The sequence below is a fragment of the Lysinibacillus sp. FSL M8-0337 genome, assembly GCF_038593855.1.
In the GTDB taxonomy this organism is placed as follows: domain Bacteria; phylum Bacillota; class Bacilli; order Bacillales_A; family Planococcaceae; genus Lysinibacillus; species Lysinibacillus sphaericus_D.
Genome location: NZ_CP151996.1, coordinates 3,068,870 through 3,091,751, shown reverse-complemented (window position 1 = coordinate 3,091,751; position 22,882 = coordinate 3,068,870). Strand labels below are relative to the sequence as shown.

Below are 22,882 nucleotides of genomic sequence, written 5' to 3'. Positions count from 1 at the left end.
TATTGTCATTTGAGAAGGTTAGGAATTTCACTATACCCACAGCATAGCACGCTAGAAGAAATGCAACAGTATGTGCAGCTAGCGCATGATAATGGTTTTGACCGTATATTTACATGTCTTTTGTCTTTAAACGATGACAAAGTGAAGCGTAAATTACAGCAAATTAATTATTTTGCCAAACAGCTAGGCTTTGCTATTTCAGCGGATATTGCACCAGCAGTTTTTGAAGATCTAGGCTTAACGTATAAAAATATTGCTTATTTTAAAGAACACTATCATCTAGCGGCATTGCGCCTAGATATGGGATTTTCAGGTCATGAGGAAGCATTGATGTCATGGGATAATAGTGAGTTAAACATTGAGCTTAATATTAGTAATGGCACGAAATATGTGGATAATATTTTATCCTATCAACCAAACCGTAATCATCTTATAGGCTGTCATAACTTTTATCCAAGACGCTATACGGGACTATCACGACAGCATTTTTTAGCAACATCGAAAAATTTTAAAGCAAACCATATACGAACAGCGGCGATGATTTCTTCTCAACATGCAGTGTATGGTCCTTGGGAAAAAACAGAGCATGGTTTACCGACATTAGAAGAGCATCGCGATCTATCAATAACTGTGCAGGCGAAAGATTTATGGCATACAGGCTTAATTGATGATTGTATTATTGGCAATATGTATGCTTCAAAGGAAGAACTTAGCGCATTAGGCCAATTAAATCGCAATAAGCTAGAGCTAAAGATTGTCCCATCTTCCGAAACAACTATTTTAGAACAAGCGGTGTTATTTAAAGAGCCTCATTTTAATCGGGGCGATGTATCGGACTATGTTATTCGAAGTACCCAATCGCGCGTGAAATATAAAAATGGTGATTTTCCAGCTCATGATACACACCCATTACAGTTAGGTGATGTAACAATTGATAATAATTTGGATGTGCGCTATAAAGGTGAGCTACAAGTAGTGTTAAAAGCAATGCCCAATGCAGGCTCTAGTAATGTAGTGGCAAATGTTGTGGAAGAAGAACGCTTCTTACTATCTCAAATTCAACCTTGGGCGTCGTTCGGCTTTACAAAATAATTGAAACAGGAGGGGGATTAAGCCGACAGTAGACTGTGCTTAATCCTTTTTCATATCGAAAGGAGTAAATGAAATGTACGTACTAGCAATAGATGGAGGCGGTACAAAAACCTGTGGCGTGATTTGTGATGCGCATGGCAATCTATATGGCAAAGTAGTGACGTCACGTAGTAATCCTACTGCGATGGATGGGCAACATTTTGAGTCGACGCTGCATGGACTATTGCAGCAATTGCAGCAACAAGTGCCACAACTATTTTCTGCATTACATAGCTGCTTTGTTGGTATGGCTGGGGTGAAGGAACAGCAAGCAGAAGGTGTAGTAGAACGGATTATTCGGCAATATGTTCATAAGGCAACGACAGTTATCATTGAAAATGATGCCTTAATTGCGCTCTATGCTGGAACGTTAGGACAAGAGGGCATTGTGCAAATTGCTGGGACAGGTGCAATTACAATGGGGTTTAACTATCAGGGCACGTGCAATCGTGTCGGTGGCTGGGGATACCTTTTTGATGATGAGGGTAGCGGTTATGATTTAGGAGTTGAAACGCTAAAGGCAGTTTTTCAAAGCTACGACCAGCGAGCTAGACCAACAGCCTTGACGGATGTCGTGTTACAACATTTTACTGTAGACCATGTTCCACAATTAATAGAACGTATTTATGGAGTTGCACATCCAAGAACTGTGATTGCTCCACTTGGTAAATATGTTTTTCAAGCGGCAGAAAAAGGAGATACTGTAGCCAATCACATTATGCGAGGGGCTTGTGTGAAGTATTATAAGGCGATCAAAACTTGCTATGTTAATATGTCCTGGAAGCAAGACAATGTGCCAGTAGTTTTAGCGGGAGGTGTATTTGCAAATAACGCGATGCTTGTGCCACAGCTTGAACAATTAGCGTTAGATGAGCAGATGCCACTGCACTTTATTTTACCTGTTTTAGAGCCGATTGGAGGAGCTGTAGTAGGAGCGTTTAAAATGGCGCACGTTCCATTGGATAGGTCATTTATTGAAGCATTTCAGGCTAACTATGCCACATGGGGTGTTGACTAAATCGGCGAAATTACTATGCTCTTTAGATGTCTATGCGAATTTTTATTTTTAGCTATACGACAGCATAATACTTTTGACAATTTCCACTTGAACAATATCATGATAAAATGTAATATAGGTTTGATTTTATCTTAGTATATAACTAGGTTTACTAATAAAAATTCGATAGATGGAGAGTGTAAGGATGTTACATCAATTTTCTCGTAACGAGCTCGCGATAGGTACTGAAGGACTCGAAAAATTAAAAAATACAACCGTAGCCATTTTAGGTGTAGGTGGCGTCGGCTCATTTGCTGCCGAGGCATGTGCTAGAAGTGGTATTGGCCGTATTATTTTAGTTGATAAGGATAATGTAGATATTACAAATGTTAACCGTCAATTAGTAGCGTATCTTTCAACAGTAGGAAAATCTAAATCTGGTGTGATGAAAGAGCGAATTGCAGATATTAATCCAGAATGTGAAGTGATTGATATGCATATGTTTTACACGGAAGAAACGTATGAGCATTTTTTTGCACAAGGAATTGATTATGTTATCGACGCGAGCGATACGGTAATTTATAAAATTCACATTATGAAAGAATGCTTAAAGCGTAACATTCCTATTATTTCAAGTATGGGTGCCGCCAATAAAATGGACCCTACACGCTTTAAAATTGCTGATATTTCCAAAACACATACAGACCCATTAGCAAAAGTGATTCGCACAAAATTACGAAAAGATGGTATTCATAAAGGCGTAACCGTTGTATTCTCAGATGAAAGCCCGATTGTCGTACGTCCAGATGTTGTAGAGCATGTGGGAAAACCAGATGCAGCTATCCGCAAGGCAAAAATGCCACCATCTTCGAACGCGTTTGTACCCTCTGTTGCAGGTTTAATCGCGGCAAGTTGGGTAGTCAATAAAATTGTTGAAGACGTGAAAATTACCCGCGTGCAAGGATAAACTGTGTTTTAGAAACATGTCGTTTATATAAATTTGGTCATTTAGAAAATGCCAATTAGAAGAGGAATCTGTAAAGTTTTCCATTAGGAACAGTGAGCTTACATGGGCACAGCGTGGCTGTGAATACGAGTTTGGCTAGCTTTTTCCTAAATGGCTTGCAGATTCTTTTCTTTTACGGCATGACTATCCGTAGGAGAAATGACGTAAAATGCTTCCTTATGTTATTTATGCAGCTGACGCTCGCTTTTTCTATGATACAATAGGGCTGTTAAAAAAGAGGGGGCATTCATTAATAATGGAGCAAATTTATCAAATGGAATATAGAGGCTTAAATCTATTCGATGAAATTAGCACAGTGGAATTAGCGATTGATGAGGCGAACAAGACGATACATATTTATGATGTTGGACAGGTTGTGACACCTGTTTTTAATTTTGATGTATCTGCTTATGAATTATCAGATGGTTTTTACAAAATGGCGGATATACTTCGCCACAAAAGGATTTTAACAGAACAGCAACCAGCAACGGAGCTGACGTTAAGCCAATGGTTAATTACAAATAATGTGTATTTTTATAGTCCGAAACAAAGAATTAAAAAATATGCCAATGGTTGCATTATCGAAATAATTGATCGAGAAAAAGAACAATTTTTGTTTGACTACTATTTACAAAGAGTTTAATTTTACCAAAATAATTAATCTTACGTACACAAAATGCTAACAATTCACGAAATTGCCTTATTTTTTTCATGAGCTCACTTCTTCTTTTGGTTTATTGCTATAATTTGAATAATTCCAATATATATATACAAAAGGTCGCTTTGTTTGGAATGTTCAAATCTGCTTAAGGGGAGTAGAAATGGCGTTTGCCAAAACAAATGAGAACATGGGAGAGTGGAAAATGGAAATACAAGTAATTCGTGATCACTTAGATATTGTAAAGCTTCAAGAAAAAATGAATAGTATTGTATTTGACTATTTGGATACGTCTAATAATTACACAAAGGCTATGCGATCTTTAACGCCTTTATATACACAGGTTACTACGTTTTATAAGGAATACTTAGGAGCAAGAGCAGGAGAACTTCCGAAAGCCAATACATATTGGCATTTGTTTATAGATTGCAGCGCAAAGTTATGTTATTTCTTAGCTGCATCCATTTTTTATGCGTCCAATGAGCTACAAAAAACGCCAGAAAAAGTAGAAAGTTTATTAACGATCGCGGCCTATTCTTTACCGAGCATTGAACAGGAAGAGAATGAAGAGTTTTTAACGGCGATTTTTGCATTGTATGGGGATGTCGTAGAAGATCATGAGAAAGTATCTGCTTTAAGAGATGAAGTGCTTGCTCAACAAGGTGAAGCTAAACAGTGTTTACAACGCTTTAAATTGTTTGTGGAGAAAGAAATAGCTTAAAAAATATATAAGAAATAAGTATCTACCATTGTCGAGCTTTAAAACGACAATGGTTTTTAATATTGTCGAGATGTTTAGGAAGAAGCCTGACAGGCAAACTGTAGACAAACAAAGAATGTCCTGTTGTCTACAGTTTTTCTTTTTTGAGTGGCCGATGACTGCTTTGAGTCTTGCAGGTATGGCTTCCGCAAATTTTCATAATTGTTTGAGTGCCTGGCACTAATTATGGAATGATTTAAGTTTATTGTATATACTTGCCATCCGTTTTTCCTCTCCTGCAATAACGGGCTTATAAAACTCTGTCCCTACAAGTTCATCTGGTAAATATTGCTGGTCTACCCAGCCGCCGAATGTCCCAATAGGGTTGTTATGCGGATATTGGTAGCCCACATGCCCTAAGTCTTTGGCACCTTCATAATGTGTATCGCGTAAATGCAGCGGAATCTCTCCTGTTTTACCTGCATGGATGCTTGCAATTGCAGCATCTATTGCGGAAATCGCTGAATTTGATTTTGATGCAAGGCACATTTCAATAACAGCACTAGCAAGTGGGATCCGTGCTTCGGGTAGCCCTAGACGCTCTGCCGCCTGAACAGCTGCAAGCATATGTGCACCAACCTGTGGGTTAGCAAGACCAATATCTTCATACGCCATAACAAGGAGTCGGCGATTTACGGCAACTAAATCACCTGTTTCAAGTAAATGTGCTAAATAATACAATGCTGCATTCGTATCACTACCACGGACGGATTTTTGTAATGCCGAGAGCAAGTTATAGAAGTGTGAACCATTCTTATCTCCGTAGACACCAATTCGACCAATCAAATGTTCTAAAATATGGTCAGAAGCAATCGTTTGTCCATTCACTTCATCACTTGCATAATAAAGCGACTCTAGCAAAGTTAATGCCTTGCGTGCATCTCCGTGAGCTGCAGTGGCGATTTGCTCGATTTGAGTTGCTGTCAGTACAAAATGATATTTCCCTAGTCCACGTTTGTCATCAGCAAGTGCTTTTTGAATAAGTTCTACTAAATTAGCTGTAGTTAATTTTTTTAACTGATGAATTTCACCGCAACGCGAACGAATGGCTGGGTTAACATCATGATAGGGGTTTTCTGTTGTAGCCCCAATTAAAACGATAGAGCCATTTTCTACATGTGGTAATAAGGTATCCTGCTGTAATTTATTGAAGCGGTGAATCTCATCTAAAAACAATAAGACTTTTCCTGAAATTCTCGCTTCTTGTACAATATCTTCAACGTCCTTTTTGCCAGCGCGTGTTGCATTTAGTGCAAAAAAAGGGAGTTTTGAGCTACCTGCGATGGCATTGGCTATCGATGTCTTACCTATACCTGGCTCACCGTACAGTAGCATAGAAGGAACATGTCCATTTTCAATCATTTTATATAAAGCCGTATCAGGACCGACAAAATCTTGTTGACCAACGATTTCATCAAGCGTTAAAGGACGCATCCGATAAGCGAGTGGTTCGTTATGCAAAACATTATCCCCTTTCGTACGTTTGTTCTAAATTATAGTATATCATAACCTTCTAAGAGTATTTCCGAGTTCTTCAAGAGGAGATTATGATATACTGTTGGTAGTATTTTGACTAGACTAATTGAGGGTGATAAAATGAAAATTTCTACAAAGGGCCGTTACGGTCTCACGATTATGATTGAATTGGCAAAACATTATGGAGAAGGTCCAATTCCGCTTCGTAAGATTGCTGCTGAAAAAGAGCTTTCTGAAGCGTACCTAGAGCAACTTGTGTCTCCATTACGTAATTCAGGATTGGTAAAAAGTGTACGTGGAGCGTACGGCGGTTATATGCTGGCGAATCCACCTAGTGAGATTTCAGCAGCAAACGTTATCAGTGTATTAGAAGGGCCAATCCAGCCTGTAGAAGGTATTGAAAATGAGGAAGCACCTCAACGAGAGCTATGGCTACGAATTCGTGATGCTGTAAAAAATGTGTTAGATACAACGACAATTGAAGATTTAGCACAGTATACAGAGGAAAATGTCGTAGACGGCTATATGTTCTATATTTAATATTATTAGACTAAAGCACTCCAACGGTTTATATGCTGCCATGTTTTCGCCACTCTGCATGTTGTGCAAAGTTGGACTCTTTAACATGCAGCGTTTTCGCCACTTGGGAAAAGACAGTACTTTAGTGTTTTTGGATAAAGGAGTTTTCAACATGAATGCAAATATCTATCTTGATCATGCGGCTACATCTCCGATGAATGACAAGGTAATAGACGCCATGACTATAGCGATGCGTGATGTATATGGCAATGCATCGAGTATTCACGGCGCTGGGCGTGAGGCGCGAAAATATTTAGATCAGGCACGTGATATATTGGCACAATCCATTGGAGCAAAGCCCGGAGAAATTATTTTAACAAGTGGTGGTACGGAAGCGGATAATACGGCAATTATTGGCACGGCTAATGCTCGTGCTCATGAAGGTAAGCATATTATTACAACTCAGATTGAGCATCATGCGGTGTTACATACTTGTGAAAAGTTGGAGAAAGATGGCTTTGAAGTGACCTATTTACCAGTAGATATCAACGGGCGTATAACTGTAGAAGCGGTACGACAAGCGCTACGTGAAGATACAATTTTAGTAACTATTATGTACGGGAATAATGAGGTAGGTACAATTCAACCAATTGCTGAAATTGGTGAGTTGTTACGGGAACATAAAGCGACATTCCATACGGATGCCGTACAGGCTTACGGCTTAGAAAACATTGATGTAGCTGCTTTGCAGGTTGATTTATTAAGTGTCTCTGCGCACAAAATTAATGGACCAAAAGGAATTGGTTTCCTTTATCAAAAGACAGGTACACCACTTGCAAGCTATGCATTTGGCGGTTCACAAGAGAAAAAACGTCGTGCAGGGACGGAAAATATTCCTGCTGCTATTGGCTTTGCTACAGCTGCTCAAAATGCAAGTGAGTTGCGCGAAGGTAAGCGAGCACTGTACAATCGCTTTAAACAAATTATGTTGGATGTTTTTTCACATGAAAAGTTAGCATTTCATGTCAATGGTGATCTACAAAATGTTCTGCCGCACGTTTTAAATATTAGTTTTGCTAATATGGAGGTAGAGTCATTTTTAGTGAACCTAGATATGGCTGGTATTTACGCATCCAGTGGCTCTGCCTGCACAGCAGGTACAATTGATCCTTCACATGTGTTAGTAGCGATGTATGGAAAAGGGGCAGATGAGTTGCGAAACTCTATTCGCTTTAGCTTTGGCCAAGGACTCACTGAAGAAAATGTACGTCAAGCAGCAGAAAAAACAGCTACGATTGTGAAAAGATTGGCAAAATAATTTGCTGCAAAAGATAACTTTAAACCTTTAAAGATGCTTTTACTATAAATAAAGCCACAAAGTAAGGTTTAAATGAATTGAATAAAAGAAAAGGTGACCACAATGATCGAAACACGTGACCCATCACAAATCCGTGTCGTCGTCGGCATGTCAGGTGGGGTAGACTCTTCCGTTGCTGCCTATTTATTAAAGCAACAAGGGTATGAAGTAATTGGTATTTTTATGAAAAATTGGGATGATACAGACGAAAATGGAGTTTGTACCGCGACAGAAGATTACGAAGATGTGATTAAAGTATGTAATCAAATCGGTATTCCTTATTATGCTGTCAATTTTGAAAAGCAATATTGGGATAAGGTTTTCACATACTTTTTAGAAGAATATAAAGCGGGACGCACACCAAACCCGGATGTAATGTGCAATAAGGAAATTAAATTTAAAGCATTCCTAGAGCATGCGATGAATCTTGGTGCAGATTATCTAGCAACAGGTCACTATGCACGCATTGACCGCAGTGGTGATGGCGAAGTACGTATGCTTCGTGGTGTTGATGATAATAAGGACCAAACGTATTTCCTTAACCAACTATCGCAGGAGCAATTAGCGCATGTCATGTTCCCAATTGGGGATATCGAGAAAAAAGAAGTGCGTAAAATTGCAGAAGAAGCAGGGCTTGCTACAGCTAAGAAAAAGGATTCAACAGGTATTTGCTTTATCGGAGAGCGTAATTTTAAAGAGTTTTTAAGTCAATATTTACCTGCTCAACCTGGCAAAATGGAAACGATGGATGGGGTAGTAATGGGGCAACATGATGGGTTAATGTATTATACATTAGGTCAACGTCATGGTCTTGGCATAGGTGGAGACGGTGAGCCATGGTTTGTCCTTGGGAAAGATTTAGAACGTAATGTGTTGCTTGTCGGTCAAGGATTCCATCATGATGCTTTATACTCAACATCGCTAACAGCAGTGAAAATGGGCTATACTTCGACAAAAAAATTGCCCGGGAAATTTTCTTGTACTGCGAAATTCCGCTATCGTCAAACAGATACTCCTGTAGAGGTAGAAATTTTAGAAGATGGTCGTACACATATTGTGTTTGCAGAACCTGTACGTGCTATAACACCTGGACAGGCTGTTGTTTTATATGACGGTGAAGTTTGCTTAGGTGGCGGTACAATTGATGAAGTTTTTAAAAACAATGAAAAACTAACATACGTTGGATAACTTGCGAAAAAGACTGCGACTCTAAACTTTAAAGTGTATCGAGCAAATAACCTTGGTGTACACGAAAGAGCGATCAGATGTGCAGTCTTTTCGCTACATAGAGGTGAAATGATTTGGATTTTAACGAGCAAGGAATACTAGCGTTTCAAGAGAAACGTTATGAGGATGCTGCACAGCTTTTTACCAAAGCAATTGAAGCAGAGCCTGAAAATGCAATAGGCTATGTGAATTTTGGGAATTTATTGGCGGTCTTAGAAGATACAGAACGAGCAGAGCGTTTTTTTCAAAAAGCAATTACTGTAGATGAAACGGCAGCTACAGCCTATTATGGTTTAGCTAATTTATATTATAATGCGGAACGCTATGCCGAAGCGTTAAAACTTTATGAGCAAGCTGTGAAGCATAAAATTGCAGGTGCGGATGTTTATTATATGATGGGCAAATGCTTTGAACGAATGGAAAATCCTAAGCTTGCTTTGCCATACTTACAACGCGCGGCAGAAATTGCACCAGAGGATACACAAATTCGCCTAGCATATGCAATCGTGCTCTGTGCATTAGAAATGTTCGAGGAAGGTAAGAAGGAGTTAGATTATTTAATCGAACAGGATTGGAATAATGCGGATGCTCATTATAACTTAGGTGTGCTGTATGCTGTATCCACTGAACAAACAGAAGATGCGATGTATCATTTAAAGCAGGCATTTACCATTCAACCTGAATACGATCAAGCGCGTTATATTTACGATATGATTGCACAACGATTTAATTAAAGCGGGCGAGACAAAGCTTGAAGAGTATGAAACAAGGACAAAGTTGTCAGCCATTCTTTCTATAGAACGCTAGTTGATGGTAGCAAAGGCAGACTCCTGCTCTGAACAGCACACAATGTAAGACGTGGGCATTCCGCGTGCTATAGCGAGGGTTGGGGCTTACTGTGCTGAGCGGAAAGCGACACCGTAGCGGATATCAACGATAATAAAAAAGTGATAGATTGATGGCAGTCAATCTATCACTTTTTCTCTTTGCTTGAGTTATTATTTACTGTCTTTAACTGCACTGTCAAATGTCAGTTGGGATAAGTATTGAGCTAAATGCGCAATGGGTGTTGTGTCTATAAGGGACGATTCGGTATCGTTAGCCTTTAAAATATTGATTTCTTTATTGAGCCGTTCCATTTTACGATCTAATTCAGCAGCTTGGAGCGCTGCATCTTTTAGTTCCTTACGAATATGTGCAGGCACTTCCTTATTGTATTTATAGTAAATTTTATGTTCGAGACTTGCCCAAAAATCCATTGCAATCGTTCGTATTTGAATTTCTGTATAGACTTTTTCCATTCGATCGGACATAAAAATTGGAATTTTAATAATAAGATGTAGGCTTTGGTAGCCATTCTCTTTTGGATTCGCGATATAGTCTTTTACGTCCACTACTTCAATATCATTTTGTGCTTGCAACATCGCACTTACTTTATAAATATCTTCTACAAAGGAGCACGTAATACGGACGCCTGCTATATCCCGAATATGTTCACGAATACTAACAATAGCAGGTGTCAGCTCCTTTTTCTTCATCTTTAATAAGATGCTTTTTGGGGATTTCACTCGAGTGGAGACATGTTCAATTGGATTATAATCGTGCATAAGCTTAAATTCTTCTTGTAGAATATTGATTTTTGTTTCCACTTCATTTAATGCAAATTTATATGCTAAAAAGAAGCGAGTAAGTTCTGTTTGGAGTGTTTTAATAGTTGTGGCTTCAAGTTCATGTGTCATCTTAAAAAATCCTTTCTTCTGAAACAAAATGAGTATCTTTAGTGCGAGATGCTTGGACTTTAATCAGTTAATTGGCTACCAACATATGTATTTCTCTTTCTAAGCTTAACAAAAAGGAGGGGAAATTAGAAATTGACACGCTACTAAAGATGCGATTTTTATTAATATGCCTTGTTTTTACTCAAAGGTGCATGACTTCAAAAAAAGACAACATACTAACGCTCCAGTATGTTGTCTATAGTTTGGGCTATTATACAATAATTTTTGCATTTAAATTGTAACGTTTATTGAATTCTTCAACAAAAATTTGCAAGTCGATATAAGTGCCAATATATGGCTCATTTTCTTGATCGCGTAGGAAACTACAAGTTGCTTTTAAGGATTTTGAAAACTCAAGTAGCATTTGTTCATTATCAAGTTGAATCTGTAATGATAAGGAATCATCTAACGTGTTAACTTTGAAATATTTTCCATCAATAATCCGTTCTAAATTGGTTTCTTTAAATGGAAAAACAAAATCTTTATAAATAAGTTTCACAGTATCCCGCCTTTTTTACAATAGTTCACAACTTCCGTATAAGGTAAATCTCCACCGAAAATAGAAAGTGAGCTACCGATCGTGACATGTAGCTTTCCATTTGAAATGGCTTTGAATTTTTCTAAGTCCTCTAAAGAACGAACGCCACCTGCATAGGTTGTTGGAATAGATGTCCAAGCTGCTAAATCTCGCACTAAGCTTTCCTGCATCCCACCTTTTTTTCCTTCAACATCCACTGCATGAATCAATAGTTCATCACAAAATTCTTCAATGTAGGAAATGTTTTGTGGGTTGACTTCAAAATCACTAAATTTTGTCCATTTATCTGTGACTACAAACCACTTTCCATCACGCATACGGCAACTTAAATCGATTACAAGATGTTTTTTACCGATTAGCTTAACGAGTTGCTCTAAGCGATTGACATCGAGTTGGCCATCATGAAAGATAAAAGATGTCACGATAACATGCGAAGCACCTGCATCTATGTACTTTTTAGCGTTTTCAGTCGTAATGCCACCTCCGACTTGTAAACCTCCTGGGTAAGCTGTTAAGGCTGCTAGTGCGGCTTGTTCATTGCCACTACCAAGCATAATAACATGCCCGCCTACTAATTGATCTCTTGCAAACATGATGGCATAATAACTAGGCTCATATTCTGAAATGAAGTTTTCGATAACTTCTTGATCTGCATATCCTAGCGTGCTGCCAACAATTTGTTTTACTTTGCCATCGTGTAAATCGATGCAAGGTCTAAATTCCACTAGCTTCACAATCCTTCCAAACAACAAATTCTTACTGTATATCATAGCATGCTTAGTGTTAAAATAGCCGTAATTCATCATTTGTCAAAATAATGTTAAAAAATTTGAGGATTTTCTAGATAAAACGATTTTTCTTGATGCGCTGTGGTAAAATAATAGGATTGAAATATACAAGCAAGGAGACGAATCGATAATGACAGAAAATCTAGATTTATTTGAACTGAATAAGCTATTTATTCTCGGACGTCCGATTGTCTCTATTTTCCATAATGTTCAAAATATGTATTCTATCGTGCGCGTGAAAATTCAAGAAACAAATTTGCAATATGATGATAAGGAAATTATTGTCGTTGGTTATTTCCCACAATTGCAAATGGACGAACAATATCGTTTTACTGGAACGATGAGACAGCATCCAAAATATGGTGTACAATTTCAAGTTGAAACCTTTACAAAAGAAGTGCCCGCAACTGAGCAAGGTATCGTTCATTACTTATCGAGTGATTTATTTGTTGGTATTGGAAAAAAAACGGCTGAAACAATTGTAGAGAAACTTGGACCCAATACAATCCGTCTTATTTTAGAAGACCCGAATGTCCTTGATGGTGTACCACGACTATCTGCTGAAAAAAAGGAAGTTATTCATCGTACCATTGAGCAAAATCTTGGATTGGAACGGGTGATGATTCAGTTAAATGAATGGGGATTTGGCCCGCAGCTCGGTATGAAAATATATCAAACATATCGTACAGAGACGATTGATTTTTTAACTGAAAACCCTTATCGACTCATTGAAGATGTGGACGGTGTCGGTTTCTTTCGGGCAGATGAGCTTGGTGCAAAATTAGGTATTACAGGCAATCATCCTGACCGTATTAAGGCGGCTATTTTACATATTCTAAATACAGCAGCGTTATCGGATGGTCATGTATTTTTAGATGCGGAACATGTATTACCACAAGTGAAAGATATGCTGGAGCAAAGTCAACGCCAAGAAATACCATACGAAGCAATTTCCAAGGCATGTATCGAATTGCGTGAGGAAAATAAAATCTATGGTGAAGAAACGAGACTATATTTGCCATCTCTATATTTTTCGGAGATTGGTATTGCCTCAAAAATAATTGCGCTAACGGAACGCAATAGTCAAGCGAAGCATTTTAGTAAAGATGAAATTCGCAAGGCAATCGGCGAAACAGAAGCATTGTTAAGTGTCACATATGCAGAAACACAAGCTTTTGCAATTGAACAAGCACTTAATTCAGCTGTCATGATTTTAACAGGTGGTCCTGGTACAGGAAAAACGACGGTTGTTAGGGGCATTGTTGAAGTATACGCGAAACTTCACGGGCTTTCACTAAATCCAAAGGAATATGCGCAAAAAGAAGAGCCGTTCCCTATTATTTTATGTGCACCAACAGGTCGTGCAGCTAAACGTCTAGCGGAGTCTACGGAACTACCTGCGATGACCATCCACCGCTTATTAGGTTTTACAGGTCAGGAGAAAGAGGAAGAAACGGAGCGAGAGGTTACTGGAAAACTAATCATTGTCGATGAAATGTCCATGGTAGATACATGGCTTGCCCATCAATTATTAAAATCATTACATGAGGATGTGCAAGTTGTTTTTGTTGGCGATCAAGATCAGCTACCGCCAGTAGGTCCAGGACAAGTGCTCAAAGATTTACTTGCTTCGCAACAAATACCGACTGTTGAACTGACAGATGTTTATCGTCAGGCGGAAGGTTCAACCATTATTGAACTCGCCCATCAGATTAAACGTGGTACAATTCCGAATGATCTAACGATGAAAACATCTGATCGTTCCTTTATTAAAGCTTCTTCAGAGCAAGTGGCGAATGTTGTAACACAAGTTGTGAAAAGTGCAGTAGCAAAAGGGCAAGAAATCCGAAATATCCAAGTTTTAGCACCGATGTATAAAGGACCAGCTGGAATCGATAACTTAAATAAATTGATTCAAGCGCTTGTCAATCCGAATGATACTGGTACAAGAAAGGAACTTGTCTTTGGTGATGTAACGTATCGCATAAAGGATAAAGTATTACAGCTTGTAAACCAGCCAGAAAGCAATGTTTTCAACGGGGATATGGGTGAAGTCATTAGCATTATCAAAGCAAAGGAAACGGTGGAGAAGCAGGATTTACTTGTCGTGTCTTTTGATGGGATTGAAGTAACATATCAGCGCAGTGATCTTAATCAATTAACATTGGCCTATTGTTGCTCCATTCATAAATCACAAGGCTCAGAATTTCAAACGGTGATTATGCCTGTAGTGCGTGGCTACTCGAAAATGCTACGTCGTAATTTATTATATACTGGTATTACACGTGCGAAAAATTTCTTAATTTTATGTGGTGAGCCAGATGTGCTAGCTAGCGGTTTACAACGAACAGACGATTTGCAACGCTTCACGTCTCTGCGCGCACGACTGAACCCAATGGAAGCGTCTAATGAGGTTATACTAGTGGAGGAGACGCTAGCGCAACAAATAGAAGAGAACACTCAACAAGAGGATGCTACGACTGTTCTACAGCTAACGGTCGAAACCTTACCATCCATCCACCCAATGATTGGAATGGATGGCATATCTCCATATGATTTTATGGATGAATCATAAGAAAAATTAGTTTTATGAGGTGAAGAAATTGAAACGCATTGTATATATGCTCCTATTCATGCTGCTATTACCATTCGTGCACAAGGTACATGCCAGTAATTTAGTTATTCAAGTGAATGAGGAAGCAACTGTCTTTGATAATCGTTCAGGCTCACTTGAACAGGTAGGAACATTATCAGCAGGACAAACTTTTGAAGTGACAAAAGATTATGGACCTAACTGGTGGCAAATTCGTTGGGGAGGTAACTACGGTTATGTTGATAAACGATACACAACTGTTGTTCCATCCAAGACATATCAAAATACTGTACCTTCTATTGTCAAAGTAAAAGATTACATTGTAGCAACGAAGGCAACGCCTGTTTATGATAATACAGGTAACAAATTAGTGCAGTTTGCAACAATATCGGAAGGTGTTCGTTTTCCTATATATAGTAAAATGGGCAGTTGGTACGGAATTGCTGTGAACGGACGACTTGGTTTTGTACATAGTAATTTTGTTAATGAAGAAAAGGGTCAGGACAACACTAATCCATCAACAAAGCCGGTTGAAAAACCTACGCCGACACCACCATCACCACCTACAACCCCGCCAAGTAAACCAAATGGTTATCTTGAAGCGTTGGAAAATGCTGTTCTCTATGACCTTCGTCGAGAACAACCTATGTCGATTGCGACACTGTTAAAAGGGCAACAGTTGGAAATTGCCAATGTTATAGATGAAATGTATGTTCAAGTACGGTGGGGCAATACATTCCTTTATGTGGAAAAATCAAAAATAAAATTTGTCAATACGCCATCTTTTAAAAATAGTGGGAATGATAATGCAGTAAAAAATCAATATTTCATCCCAGTATCAGGGAATAATGAAATTTATGATCGAACTGCGAACAAATTACAACCCTTTGCAAAATTGGATGTAAATCGACGTTACCCAATTTTACGAAAAGAACAAAATTGGTATGTTACGACGATAGGTGGCCGTGAAGGTTATATTCACAGTTCTAAGGTAGCATTAGATCGTGGCGTTCCTGTTATGATGTACCATCATTTCTTAAAGGAGAATGAATTAGGACGCTTTAAAAATGTAAGTACAACGATGACAGATACCCAATTTGCTAATGAAATGAAGTATTTGAAAGATAAAAAATATGAAACGGTTAGTACGGCAGATTTATTGCGCTTTATGCGCAATGAAATTACATTGCCTGCTTATTCTATCGTTTTGACATTTGATGATGGCTTATTATCTACAAGAGAATATGCCTATCCAATATTAAAAAATTATGGATTTCAAGCAACACAATTTTTAATTACGTATCGCAATGAATATTCACCAGCAGAACAGCTGTTTAATTATAATGATTTACAAGCACTGTCAAAACAGGATATGGATTATATGAAAGATGTCTTCATGTATGAATCACACACATACAATTTACACGATATGATTGGCAATAAAGGGAAAATGTTGTTGATACCTTACCATGAGGTCGTAGAAGATTTAAAGCGCAGTTTAACATTCATACCGAATGCAACAGCATTTGCTTATCCATTTGGTCAATATAATGCCAATATAATTTATGCAGTGAAAGAAGCTGGGTTTACAATGGCTTTTTCAACAAAGCCCGGCTACAACAATCCACATGATGATATCTACCAAATTAAACGTCTCTACAGCGATCAACAAACGAGCTTAGCGCAGTTCAAAAAAATGGTGTCACCTTTTGCTCAATAAAAAAATGGACTGACTAACAGCTTTCAGACGAAAAGCCATATGTATAAAACAAACCCGCATCTTCAGGAAAGATGCGGGTTTGTTTTGTAGTAGATTTTATTTAAATGGTGAGATTAATGTAAGCCGATTAAGTGATGTTTTACCACTTCATATGCTTGGCAAACATTTTCATATTGATCTTGTTCTTTTGCAATCATACCGGAAGCAATAGAGAACAATAAATTTTCTTCATTATGGTCTTCCATTTGGTTCATTAAAGCTGCTTCCATTTGAGCTACATAGGAAATAATTTGTGTATTCATTTTTATTTTCTCCTTTTGGACAAATGATGTTTTTCTTTTCTTGATGACTATATCTTACTCCAGTTAGTCAAAAGAAATCTAGAAAGTTGTACTAATGAAATGAGGTATTTTGATGAATGTGACACAAAAATGAACTTGTTTGAAAAGCGCTTTTTGAAACCGTTTTTATCTAAAATCACTGATAATTCAAGCTTTATCGTCAATTTTTCTGTGTATTATTAAACTAGTACAGTTATCTATAAAATAGTATTTGATATAGTACAGATAAGTAGTTATGGAACGAAAAAACGTAAAAGTTCATATACTACATGGAATTAAAACATAGGTAACTTTTTTAGGGGTGAATGTATGCCAGCAATAACAGGCCAGCAGTATATTAAGCGCATTGATGCATTGCAAACGTATATCTCAATAGATGGCGAAGTCGTTACGGGAAAGGTTTCAGAACATCCAGCATTTAAAGGCGTAATGCAAAGTCAAGCAAAGCTTTTTGATTTGCAGCATGATGAGGCGTTACATGATAGCTTGACCTATGTATCACCAAAGAGTAATGAGCGGGTAGGTATGTCTTTTCTACAAGTGACAAAGGTTGAAGATTTAGTAACAAGACGTCAAGCTGCGCGGGAGTGGGCTTTATCTAATCATGGCTTAATGGGAAGAAGTCCTGATTATATGAACACTACTTTAATGGCATTAGCGTCTGCCGCTGAATTTTTAAAAGATAAGCCAAATTGTTTTCCAGATCATTTACTAAATTTCTATGAGTATGCACGTGAGAATGATTTGACGATGACACATACGTTTATTGAGCCGCAAGTAAACCGTCAAAGATATCATTACGAAGATGAAGAGGTCATCATTGCCGCTAAAATTGTAGGGAAAACGAGTCAAGGACTGGTGATTAAAGGAGCAAGATTACTTGCCACACAAGGTGGCATTACAGACGAACTGCTTGTTTTATCAACAAATGGCTTCGATAAGGAAAAAGGGTTTGGTTTTTCCATACCAAGTGATACGAAAGGATTGAAATTTTTATGTAGACAGTCATTTGTCGGAGGGGAATCAACGTTTGATCATCCTTTAAGCGCGCGCTTTGAGGAAATGGATGCGATTGTTGTCTTTGATGATGTCGTTGTACCGTGGGAGCGCGTTTTTTATTATGAAAATAATGAGGTTGCCAATAACTTCATGAATGTGAGCGGCTTCCAAGCGTATACGTTACATCAAGTATTGTCCCGACAAATTGCTAAAACGGAATTTGTTTTAGGTGTTGTCCAATCAATTGTTAATACAATCAATATTGGCGAATATCAACATGTACAGCAAAAAGTAGTGGAAATCATTGTAACATTAGAAACGATGAAAGCTTTATTGCTCAAATCCGAAATAGAAGCTAAAAGAGATGACTTTGGTTATATAAGACCTCATCATCCAACATTACAAGTAGCCATTCAAATTTTTCCTAAGGTCTATCCAACCTTTACAGAAATCATTCAATTATTAGGTGCAAGTGGCTTAATGTCTATTCCGAGTGAAAAAGCATTTGGCGCAGATGATGGGGATTTGGAGCATTATTTACAGTCCTTTCGAGATGGTGGAGAGGAACGTGTCAAAAAATTCCGTTTAGCTTGGGATTTAACGATGAGTAGCTTTGGCACGAGACAAACGCTATATGAGCGATATTTCTTTGGAGACCCAGTACGTTTATCGAGCTTACTGTACCAATCGTATAATCGGGAGCCATTTATACAAAGAGTAGAAAATTTCTTGAAAAATAAAGATTAAGTGCGAATAGACATGTTTGACTTTGATTATTAGGTATGATATCCATTTTTTAGCGGATTGTAATCATTGCATTTCAATATAGAAATGCAATGATTGACAGAAGACCATAATTTTTTTATAATGTGCGTTAGAAAATAGAAAAAACGATGATGGAACAAGTACGTATTTGTGCGTGTAGAAGAAAGGGATTTCTAGGCTGAAAAAATCCTCACGTTAACAAGTGCCGAAAGCTACTCCAGAGTGCAGCTAATCCCTGCCGTTCACTTACGTTACAAGTGCTAAAGAGGTAAGTATACACAATACTTACAACTAGGGTGGTACCGCGAGACAATATACAAAGTCCTCGTCCCTTTTTTGGGATGAGGGCTTTTTTATGCGTATAAGCGGCTTCATATCGTAATTTTACACTATTAGAGGAGGAACTTTTCACATGAAAGCAGTAGAAATTCGCCGTATGTATTTAGAATTCTTTAAAGAAAAAGGACATCACCATGAACCATCAGCACCTCTTGTGCCAATTAATGACCCTTCATTACTTTGGATTAACTCAGGTGTAGCAACATTAAAACCTTATTTTGATGGTCGTATTATTCCAGATAATCCGCGTATTACAAATGCACAAAAATCGATTCGTACAAACGATATTGAAAATGTAGGGAAGACAGCACGTCACCATACATTCTTTGAAATGTTAGGTAACTTTTCTATCGGTGACTACTTCAAAAAAGAGGCGATTCATTACGCGTGGGAGTTTTTAACAGATAAAAAGTGGATGGGCTTTGATCCTGAACTTTTATCCATTACAATACATCCAGAAGACCAAGAAGCATATGACGTATGGCATAACGAAATTGGCATTCCAGAAGAACGTTTAATTCGATTAGAAGGGAACTTCTGGGATATCGGAGAAGGCCCATCTGGTCCAAACTCTGAAATTTTCTACGATCGTGGAGAAGAATATGGGGCAGATGAAAATGATCCAGAAATGTATCCTGGTGGAGAAAACGAACGCTATTTAGAAGTTTGGAACTTAGTGTTCTCTCAATTTAACCACAATCCAGATGGTACTTATACACCATTACCAAAGCAAAATATTGATACGGGGATGGGACTAGAACGTATTGTATCTGTTGTACAAAATGTTCCAACTAACTTTGATACGGATTTATTTATGCCAATCATTGAAAAAATCGAACAATTTGCCAATCGAAAATACAAGCGTCCTGGTGAAGTAGCGTTAAGTGAAATCTTCGGTTCAGAAGAAGATATTAATACACCATTCAAAGTTATTGCTGACCATATTCGTACTGTGGCATTTGCTATCGGTGATGGCGCACTGCCTTCAAATGAAGGTCGTGGTTATGTATTGCGTCGTTTACTACGTCGTGCAGTACGTTACGCTAAACAAATTGGTATCGAAAAACCATTTATGTTTGAATTAGTACCAACAGTTGGAGAAATTATGGTGGATTTCTACCCAGAAGTTACGAAGAAATGCGAATTTATCCAACGTGTGATTAAAAACGAGGAAATTCGTTTCCATGAAACATTAGATGGCGGTCTTACTATCTTTAACGAGGTTGTAGAAGCACAAAAAGCAGCGGGTCATGATTATATTCCTGGAGCAGATGCATTCCGTCTTTACGACACATACGGCTTCCCAATTGAGTTAACAGAAGAATATGCGGAAGAAGTAGGCATGAAAGTGGATCATGAAGGATTCGAAGTGGCAATGAATGAACAACGTGAACGTGCGCGTGCAGCTCGACAAGATGTAGATTCAATGCAAGTACAAAATGAAGTGCTAGCAAACTTAACCGTTGCAAGTGAATTCGTTGGCTATGATACATTATCAGTAGAAACAGAAGTTGCAGCAATGATTGTCAATGGACAAGTGACGAAGGTCGCTTCAGAAGGTCAAGAAGCATTAGTAGTCTTAGCAAAAACACCGTTCTACGCTGAAATGGGTGGACAAATTGCTGATAGCGGTGTAATTTCCAATGACGGCTTTACAGCAATCGTTAAGGATGTTCAAAAAGCTCCAAATGGACAACCATTACACACAGTTCTTGTTGAATCAGGTGAAATGCATGTTGAAGATGCAGTAAAAGCGGTAGTTAATCGCAGTGAACGTAATCTCATCATTAAAAACCATACAGCAACGCACATTATGCAACGTGCGTTAAAAGACGTATTAGGTGACCATGTTAACCAAGCGGGTTCTTATGTTGGCCCTGATCGATTACGCTTTGACTTCTCTCACTTCGGTCAAGTAACTAAAGAAGAGTTACAACAAATTGAACGTATTGTAAATGAAAAAGTGTGGGAAGATATTGAAGTCGTGATTGAAGAAAAGGCGATTGATGAAGCGAGAGCAATGGGAGCAATGGCATTATTCGGCGAAAAATACGGTGATATCGTGCGCGTCGTTTCCATTGGCGATTATTCAATCGAACTTTGTGGTGGTATCCATGTAAAACGTTCTTCTGAAATTGGCTTCTTTAAAATTGTATCAGAAGGTGGTATTGGCGCAGGAACGCGTCGTATCGAGGCTGTGACTGGAAAAGTGGCATATGAGGCGGTCAAAGAAGAAGAGGCGCTATTAAATGATGCAGCAGCATTATTAAAAGCAAATCCGAAAGATATTGTGACAAAAGTCCATGCGCTACAAGCAGACTACAAAGAATTACAACGTGAAAATGAAGGATTATCACAAAAAATTGCCAATGCACAAGCAGGTGCTATTGTAGATGCAGCCCAAACATTTGGTGATGTGACAGTACTTTCAACGAAAGTTGAAGCGAAAGACAATAACCAACTGCGTCAAATGATGGATGACCTAAAAGGTAAAATGACAAAAGCTGTTGTGGTCTTAGGTGCTGTTGATGGCGATAAAGTGATGTTATGTGCAGGTGTAACAAAAGATTTAGTTGGTGGCAATTACCATGCAGGAAATATTGTGAAAATGGTGGCAGAAGCTTGTGGCGGTAAAGGCGGCGGTCGTCCAGATATGGCGATGGCAGGTGCTAAAGATGCTTCAAAACTTGATGAAGCGCTACTTTCTGTGTATGATTACGTTAAATCCATTTAATTAATACGTCAAATCGGTTATAATAAAGAGAAATCGGAGATGAGCTATTCTTTGCACATCTCCTTATTTCTGAAAGCGAGGTGCTGGTCATGAGTTCATTTGATCAAACGATGAAATTTAATTTTCCAGAAGAATCAATGGAACAGGAAGTCAAGCAGGTAATGTTGAAAGTACATTCTTCATTAGAGGAAAAGGGATATAATCCTATCAATCAGATTGTCGGTTACTTACTTTCTGGTGATCCGGCGTATATTCCTCGCCATCAGGATGCTCGTAATTTAATTCGCAAGCTAGAGCGTGACGAAATTCTAGAAGAGCTTGTTAAATTTTATATTAAAAAGAATAACGAGGGCTAGAAATGAGAATTATGGGATTAGACGTTGGGTCGAAAACAGTCGGTGTTGCCATAAGTGATGCACTTGGCTGGACGGCTCAAGGTATTGAAACCGTAAAAATTGATGAAGCAAATGGCGAATTCGGCATCGACCGTATTGCTGAGCTAGTGAAGGAATATACTATAACTGAATTTGTTGTAGGATTCCCGAAAAACATGAATAATACGGTAGGACCACGTGGTGAAGCTTCTGAAAACTATAAAAAGTTATTAGAAGAGACATTTTCACTGCCGGTTAAACTTTGGGATGAGCGTTTAACGACGATGGCTGCCGAGCGCATGCTAATCGAAGCGGACGTAAGTCGCAAAAAACGCAAGCAGGTCATTGATAAAATGGCTGCTGTGATGATTTTACAAGGCTATTTAGATAGCAAAAACTAATTAATGAGGTGGCAAACATGGCGCACGAGCATAACCATGAAGAAGAATTACACGTACAACACATTACAGTGATTGACGAAAACGGAAACGAGCAACTTTGCGAAGTGATTCACGTACACGAGTCTCCTGAATTCGGTAAATCTTACGTATTTTACTCTATGGTAGGAGCAGAAGAAGATGAAGACGGCTCTGTAGAAATCTTCGTATCATCATTTGTACCTTCTGAAAACGGTGAAGATGGCGAATTAACACCGATTGAAACAGAAGCAGAGTGGGACATGGTAGAAGACGTTTTAAATGCTTTAGAGGACGAAGACGAAGAATAATTGTTTTCCATTTAAAGTGTAAAGAACAAGGATGGCAAAAGCGGTCCTTGTTCTT

At 38.3% G+C, this 22,882-nt stretch carries 21 protein-coding genes; 16 read left to right on the top strand and 5 right to left on the bottom strand.

Annotated features, from left to right (window positions below; genetic code table 11):
* Nucleotides 1-9 precede the first annotated feature (9 nt).
* From MKY08_RS14840 to MKY08_RS14820, 5 genes are all read left to right on the top strand, one after another.
* On the top strand, nucleotides 10-1,092 hold the full coding sequence (locus MKY08_RS14840) for a MupG family TIM beta-alpha barrel fold protein (protein ID WP_069513357.1): 1,083 nt from the start codon (nucleotides 10-12) through the stop codon (nucleotides 1,090-1,092).
* Between the two features lie 73 nt (nucleotides 1,093-1,165).
* Nucleotides 1,166-2,149 carry a BadF/BadG/BcrA/BcrD ATPase family protein gene (locus tag MKY08_RS14835; protein WP_069513359.1) on the top strand — a complete coding sequence of 328 codons (984 nt, stop codon included), beginning with the start codon at nucleotides 1,166-1,168 and terminating at the stop codon, nucleotides 2,147-2,149.
* A 184-nt stretch (nucleotides 2,150-2,333) separates the two neighbouring features.
* A complete protein-coding gene (locus MKY08_RS14830) occupies nucleotides 2,334-3,095 on the top strand; it encodes a tRNA threonylcarbamoyladenosine dehydratase (RefSeq protein ID WP_069513361.1) in 762 nt (253 codons plus the stop codon).
* Between the two features lie 208 nt (nucleotides 3,096-3,303).
* Nucleotides 3,304-3,777: a hypothetical protein gene (locus tag MKY08_RS14825; protein WP_256093233.1), complete on the top strand. Its 474-nt coding sequence runs from the start codon at nucleotides 3,304-3,306 to the stop codon at nucleotides 3,775-3,777.
* A gap of 178 nt (nucleotides 3,778-3,955) precedes the next feature.
* Nucleotides 3,956-4,513, top strand: a complete 558-nt coding sequence (locus MKY08_RS14820; protein WP_256093234.1) for a hypothetical protein — start codon at nucleotides 3,956-3,958, stop codon at nucleotides 4,511-4,513.
* Nucleotides 4,514-4,732: 219 nt separating this feature from the next.
* On the opposite strand, the gene MKY08_RS14815 is transcribed toward MKY08_RS14820, so the two are convergent.
* Nucleotides 4,733-6,013, bottom strand: coding sequence for a replication-associated recombination protein A (locus MKY08_RS14815; protein ID WP_069513363.1), 1,281 nt, complete (start codon nucleotides 6,011-6,013; stop codon nucleotides 4,733-4,735).
* 135 nt (nucleotides 6,014-6,148) lie between these two features.
* On the opposite strand from MKY08_RS14815, the gene MKY08_RS14810 reads away from it, so the two are divergent.
* The 4 genes from MKY08_RS14810 (at nucleotide 6,149) to MKY08_RS14795 (ending at nucleotide 9,865) form a co-directional block, all read left to right on the top strand.
* Entirely contained in the window at nucleotides 6,149-6,568 is a 420-nt protein-coding gene (locus MKY08_RS14810; protein WP_024363129.1) for an Rrf2 family transcriptional regulator, read from the top strand.
* A 151-nt stretch (nucleotides 6,569-6,719) separates the two neighbouring features.
* Nucleotides 6,720-7,865, top strand: coding sequence for a cysteine desulfurase family protein (locus MKY08_RS14805; RefSeq protein ID WP_069513365.1), 1,146 nt, complete (start codon nucleotides 6,720-6,722; stop codon nucleotides 7,863-7,865).
* A 102-nt stretch (nucleotides 7,866-7,967) separates the two neighbouring features.
* Complete coding sequence (gene mnmA / locus MKY08_RS14800) at nucleotides 7,968-9,092, top strand: tRNA 2-thiouridine(34) synthase MnmA (protein ID WP_024363127.1); 1,125 nt, start codon at nucleotides 7,968-7,970, stop codon at nucleotides 9,090-9,092.
* Between the two features lie 113 nt (nucleotides 9,093-9,205).
* Nucleotides 9,206-9,865 carry a tetratricopeptide repeat protein gene (locus tag MKY08_RS14795; RefSeq protein WP_024363126.1) on the top strand — a complete coding sequence of 220 codons (660 nt, stop codon included), beginning with the start codon at nucleotides 9,206-9,208 and terminating at the stop codon, nucleotides 9,863-9,865.
* A 264-nt stretch (nucleotides 9,866-10,129) separates the two neighbouring features.
* Here the strand turns inward: MKY08_RS14795 and MKY08_RS14790 are convergent, their stop codons facing one another.
* From MKY08_RS14790 to hisA, 3 genes are all read right to left on the bottom strand, one after another.
* A complete protein-coding gene (locus tag MKY08_RS14790; RefSeq protein ID WP_069513367.1) occupies nucleotides 10,130-10,870 on the bottom strand; it encodes a GTP pyrophosphokinase family protein in 741 nt (246 codons plus the stop codon).
* Between the two features lie 250 nt (nucleotides 10,871-11,120).
* On the bottom strand, nucleotides 11,121-11,408 hold the full coding sequence (locus tag MKY08_RS14785) for a hypothetical protein (RefSeq protein WP_069513369.1): 288 nt from the start codon (nucleotides 11,406-11,408) through the stop codon (nucleotides 11,121-11,123).
* Nucleotides 11,405-12,172, bottom strand: a complete 768-nt coding sequence (hisA, locus tag MKY08_RS14780; RefSeq protein WP_069513618.1) for a phosphoribosylformimino-5-aminoimidazole carboxamide ribotide isomerase — start codon at nucleotides 12,170-12,172, stop codon at nucleotides 11,405-11,407. Before hisA ends, MKY08_RS14785 begins: the two co-directional genes overlap by 4 nt.
* 193 nt (nucleotides 12,173-12,365) lie before the next feature.
* Between hisA and MKY08_RS14775 the strand changes: the two genes are divergently transcribed.
* Both MKY08_RS14775 and MKY08_RS14770 read left to right on the top strand, forming a co-directional pair.
* Entirely contained in the window at nucleotides 12,366-14,810 is a 2,445-nt protein-coding gene (locus MKY08_RS14775) for an ATP-dependent RecD-like DNA helicase (RefSeq protein WP_069513370.1), read from the top strand.
* A 28-nt stretch (nucleotides 14,811-14,838) separates the two neighbouring features.
* Entirely contained in the window at nucleotides 14,839-16,548 is a 1,710-nt protein-coding gene (locus tag MKY08_RS14770; protein WP_069513372.1) for a polysaccharide deacetylase family protein, read from the top strand.
* A gap of 113 nt (nucleotides 16,549-16,661) precedes the next feature.
* Here the strand turns inward: MKY08_RS14770 and MKY08_RS14765 are convergent, their stop codons facing one another.
* Complete coding sequence (locus MKY08_RS14765; RefSeq protein ID WP_069513374.1) at nucleotides 16,662-16,850, bottom strand: hypothetical protein; 189 nt, start codon at nucleotides 16,848-16,850, stop codon at nucleotides 16,662-16,664.
* Between the two features lie 348 nt (nucleotides 16,851-17,198).
* Between MKY08_RS14765 and hpaB the strand changes: the two genes are divergently transcribed.
* The 5 genes from hpaB to MKY08_RS14740 all read left to right on the top strand — a co-directional run bounded on the left by hpaB (nucleotide 17,199) and on the right by MKY08_RS14740 (nucleotide 22,827).
* Nucleotides 17,199-18,635, top strand: a complete 1,437-nt coding sequence (gene hpaB, locus MKY08_RS14760) for a 4-hydroxyphenylacetate 3-monooxygenase, oxygenase component (RefSeq protein WP_069513376.1) — start codon at nucleotides 17,199-17,201, stop codon at nucleotides 18,633-18,635.
* 430 nt (nucleotides 18,636-19,065) lie between these two features.
* A complete protein-coding gene (gene alaS / locus MKY08_RS14755) occupies nucleotides 19,066-21,726 on the top strand; it encodes an alanine--tRNA ligase (RefSeq protein ID WP_069513378.1) in 2,661 nt (886 codons plus the stop codon).
* Between the two features lie 89 nt (nucleotides 21,727-21,815).
* Nucleotides 21,816-22,082 (top strand): IreB family regulatory phosphoprotein, encoded by a 267-nt coding sequence (locus MKY08_RS14750; RefSeq protein ID WP_024363117.1) that lies wholly within the window; start codon nucleotides 21,816-21,818, stop codon nucleotides 22,080-22,082.
* Between the two features lie 2 nt (nucleotides 22,083-22,084).
* A complete protein-coding gene (gene ruvX / locus MKY08_RS14745; protein WP_024363116.1) occupies nucleotides 22,085-22,501 on the top strand; it encodes a Holliday junction resolvase RuvX in 417 nt (138 codons plus the stop codon).
* Nucleotides 22,502-22,518: 17 nt separating this feature from the next.
* The gene (locus tag MKY08_RS14740; RefSeq protein ID WP_024363115.1) at nucleotides 22,519-22,827 is read left to right on the top strand and encodes a DUF1292 domain-containing protein; all 309 of its coding nucleotides are present in this window, start codon (nucleotides 22,519-22,521) and stop codon (nucleotides 22,825-22,827) included.
* The last annotated feature ends 55 nt before the right edge of the window (nucleotides 22,828-22,882 follow it).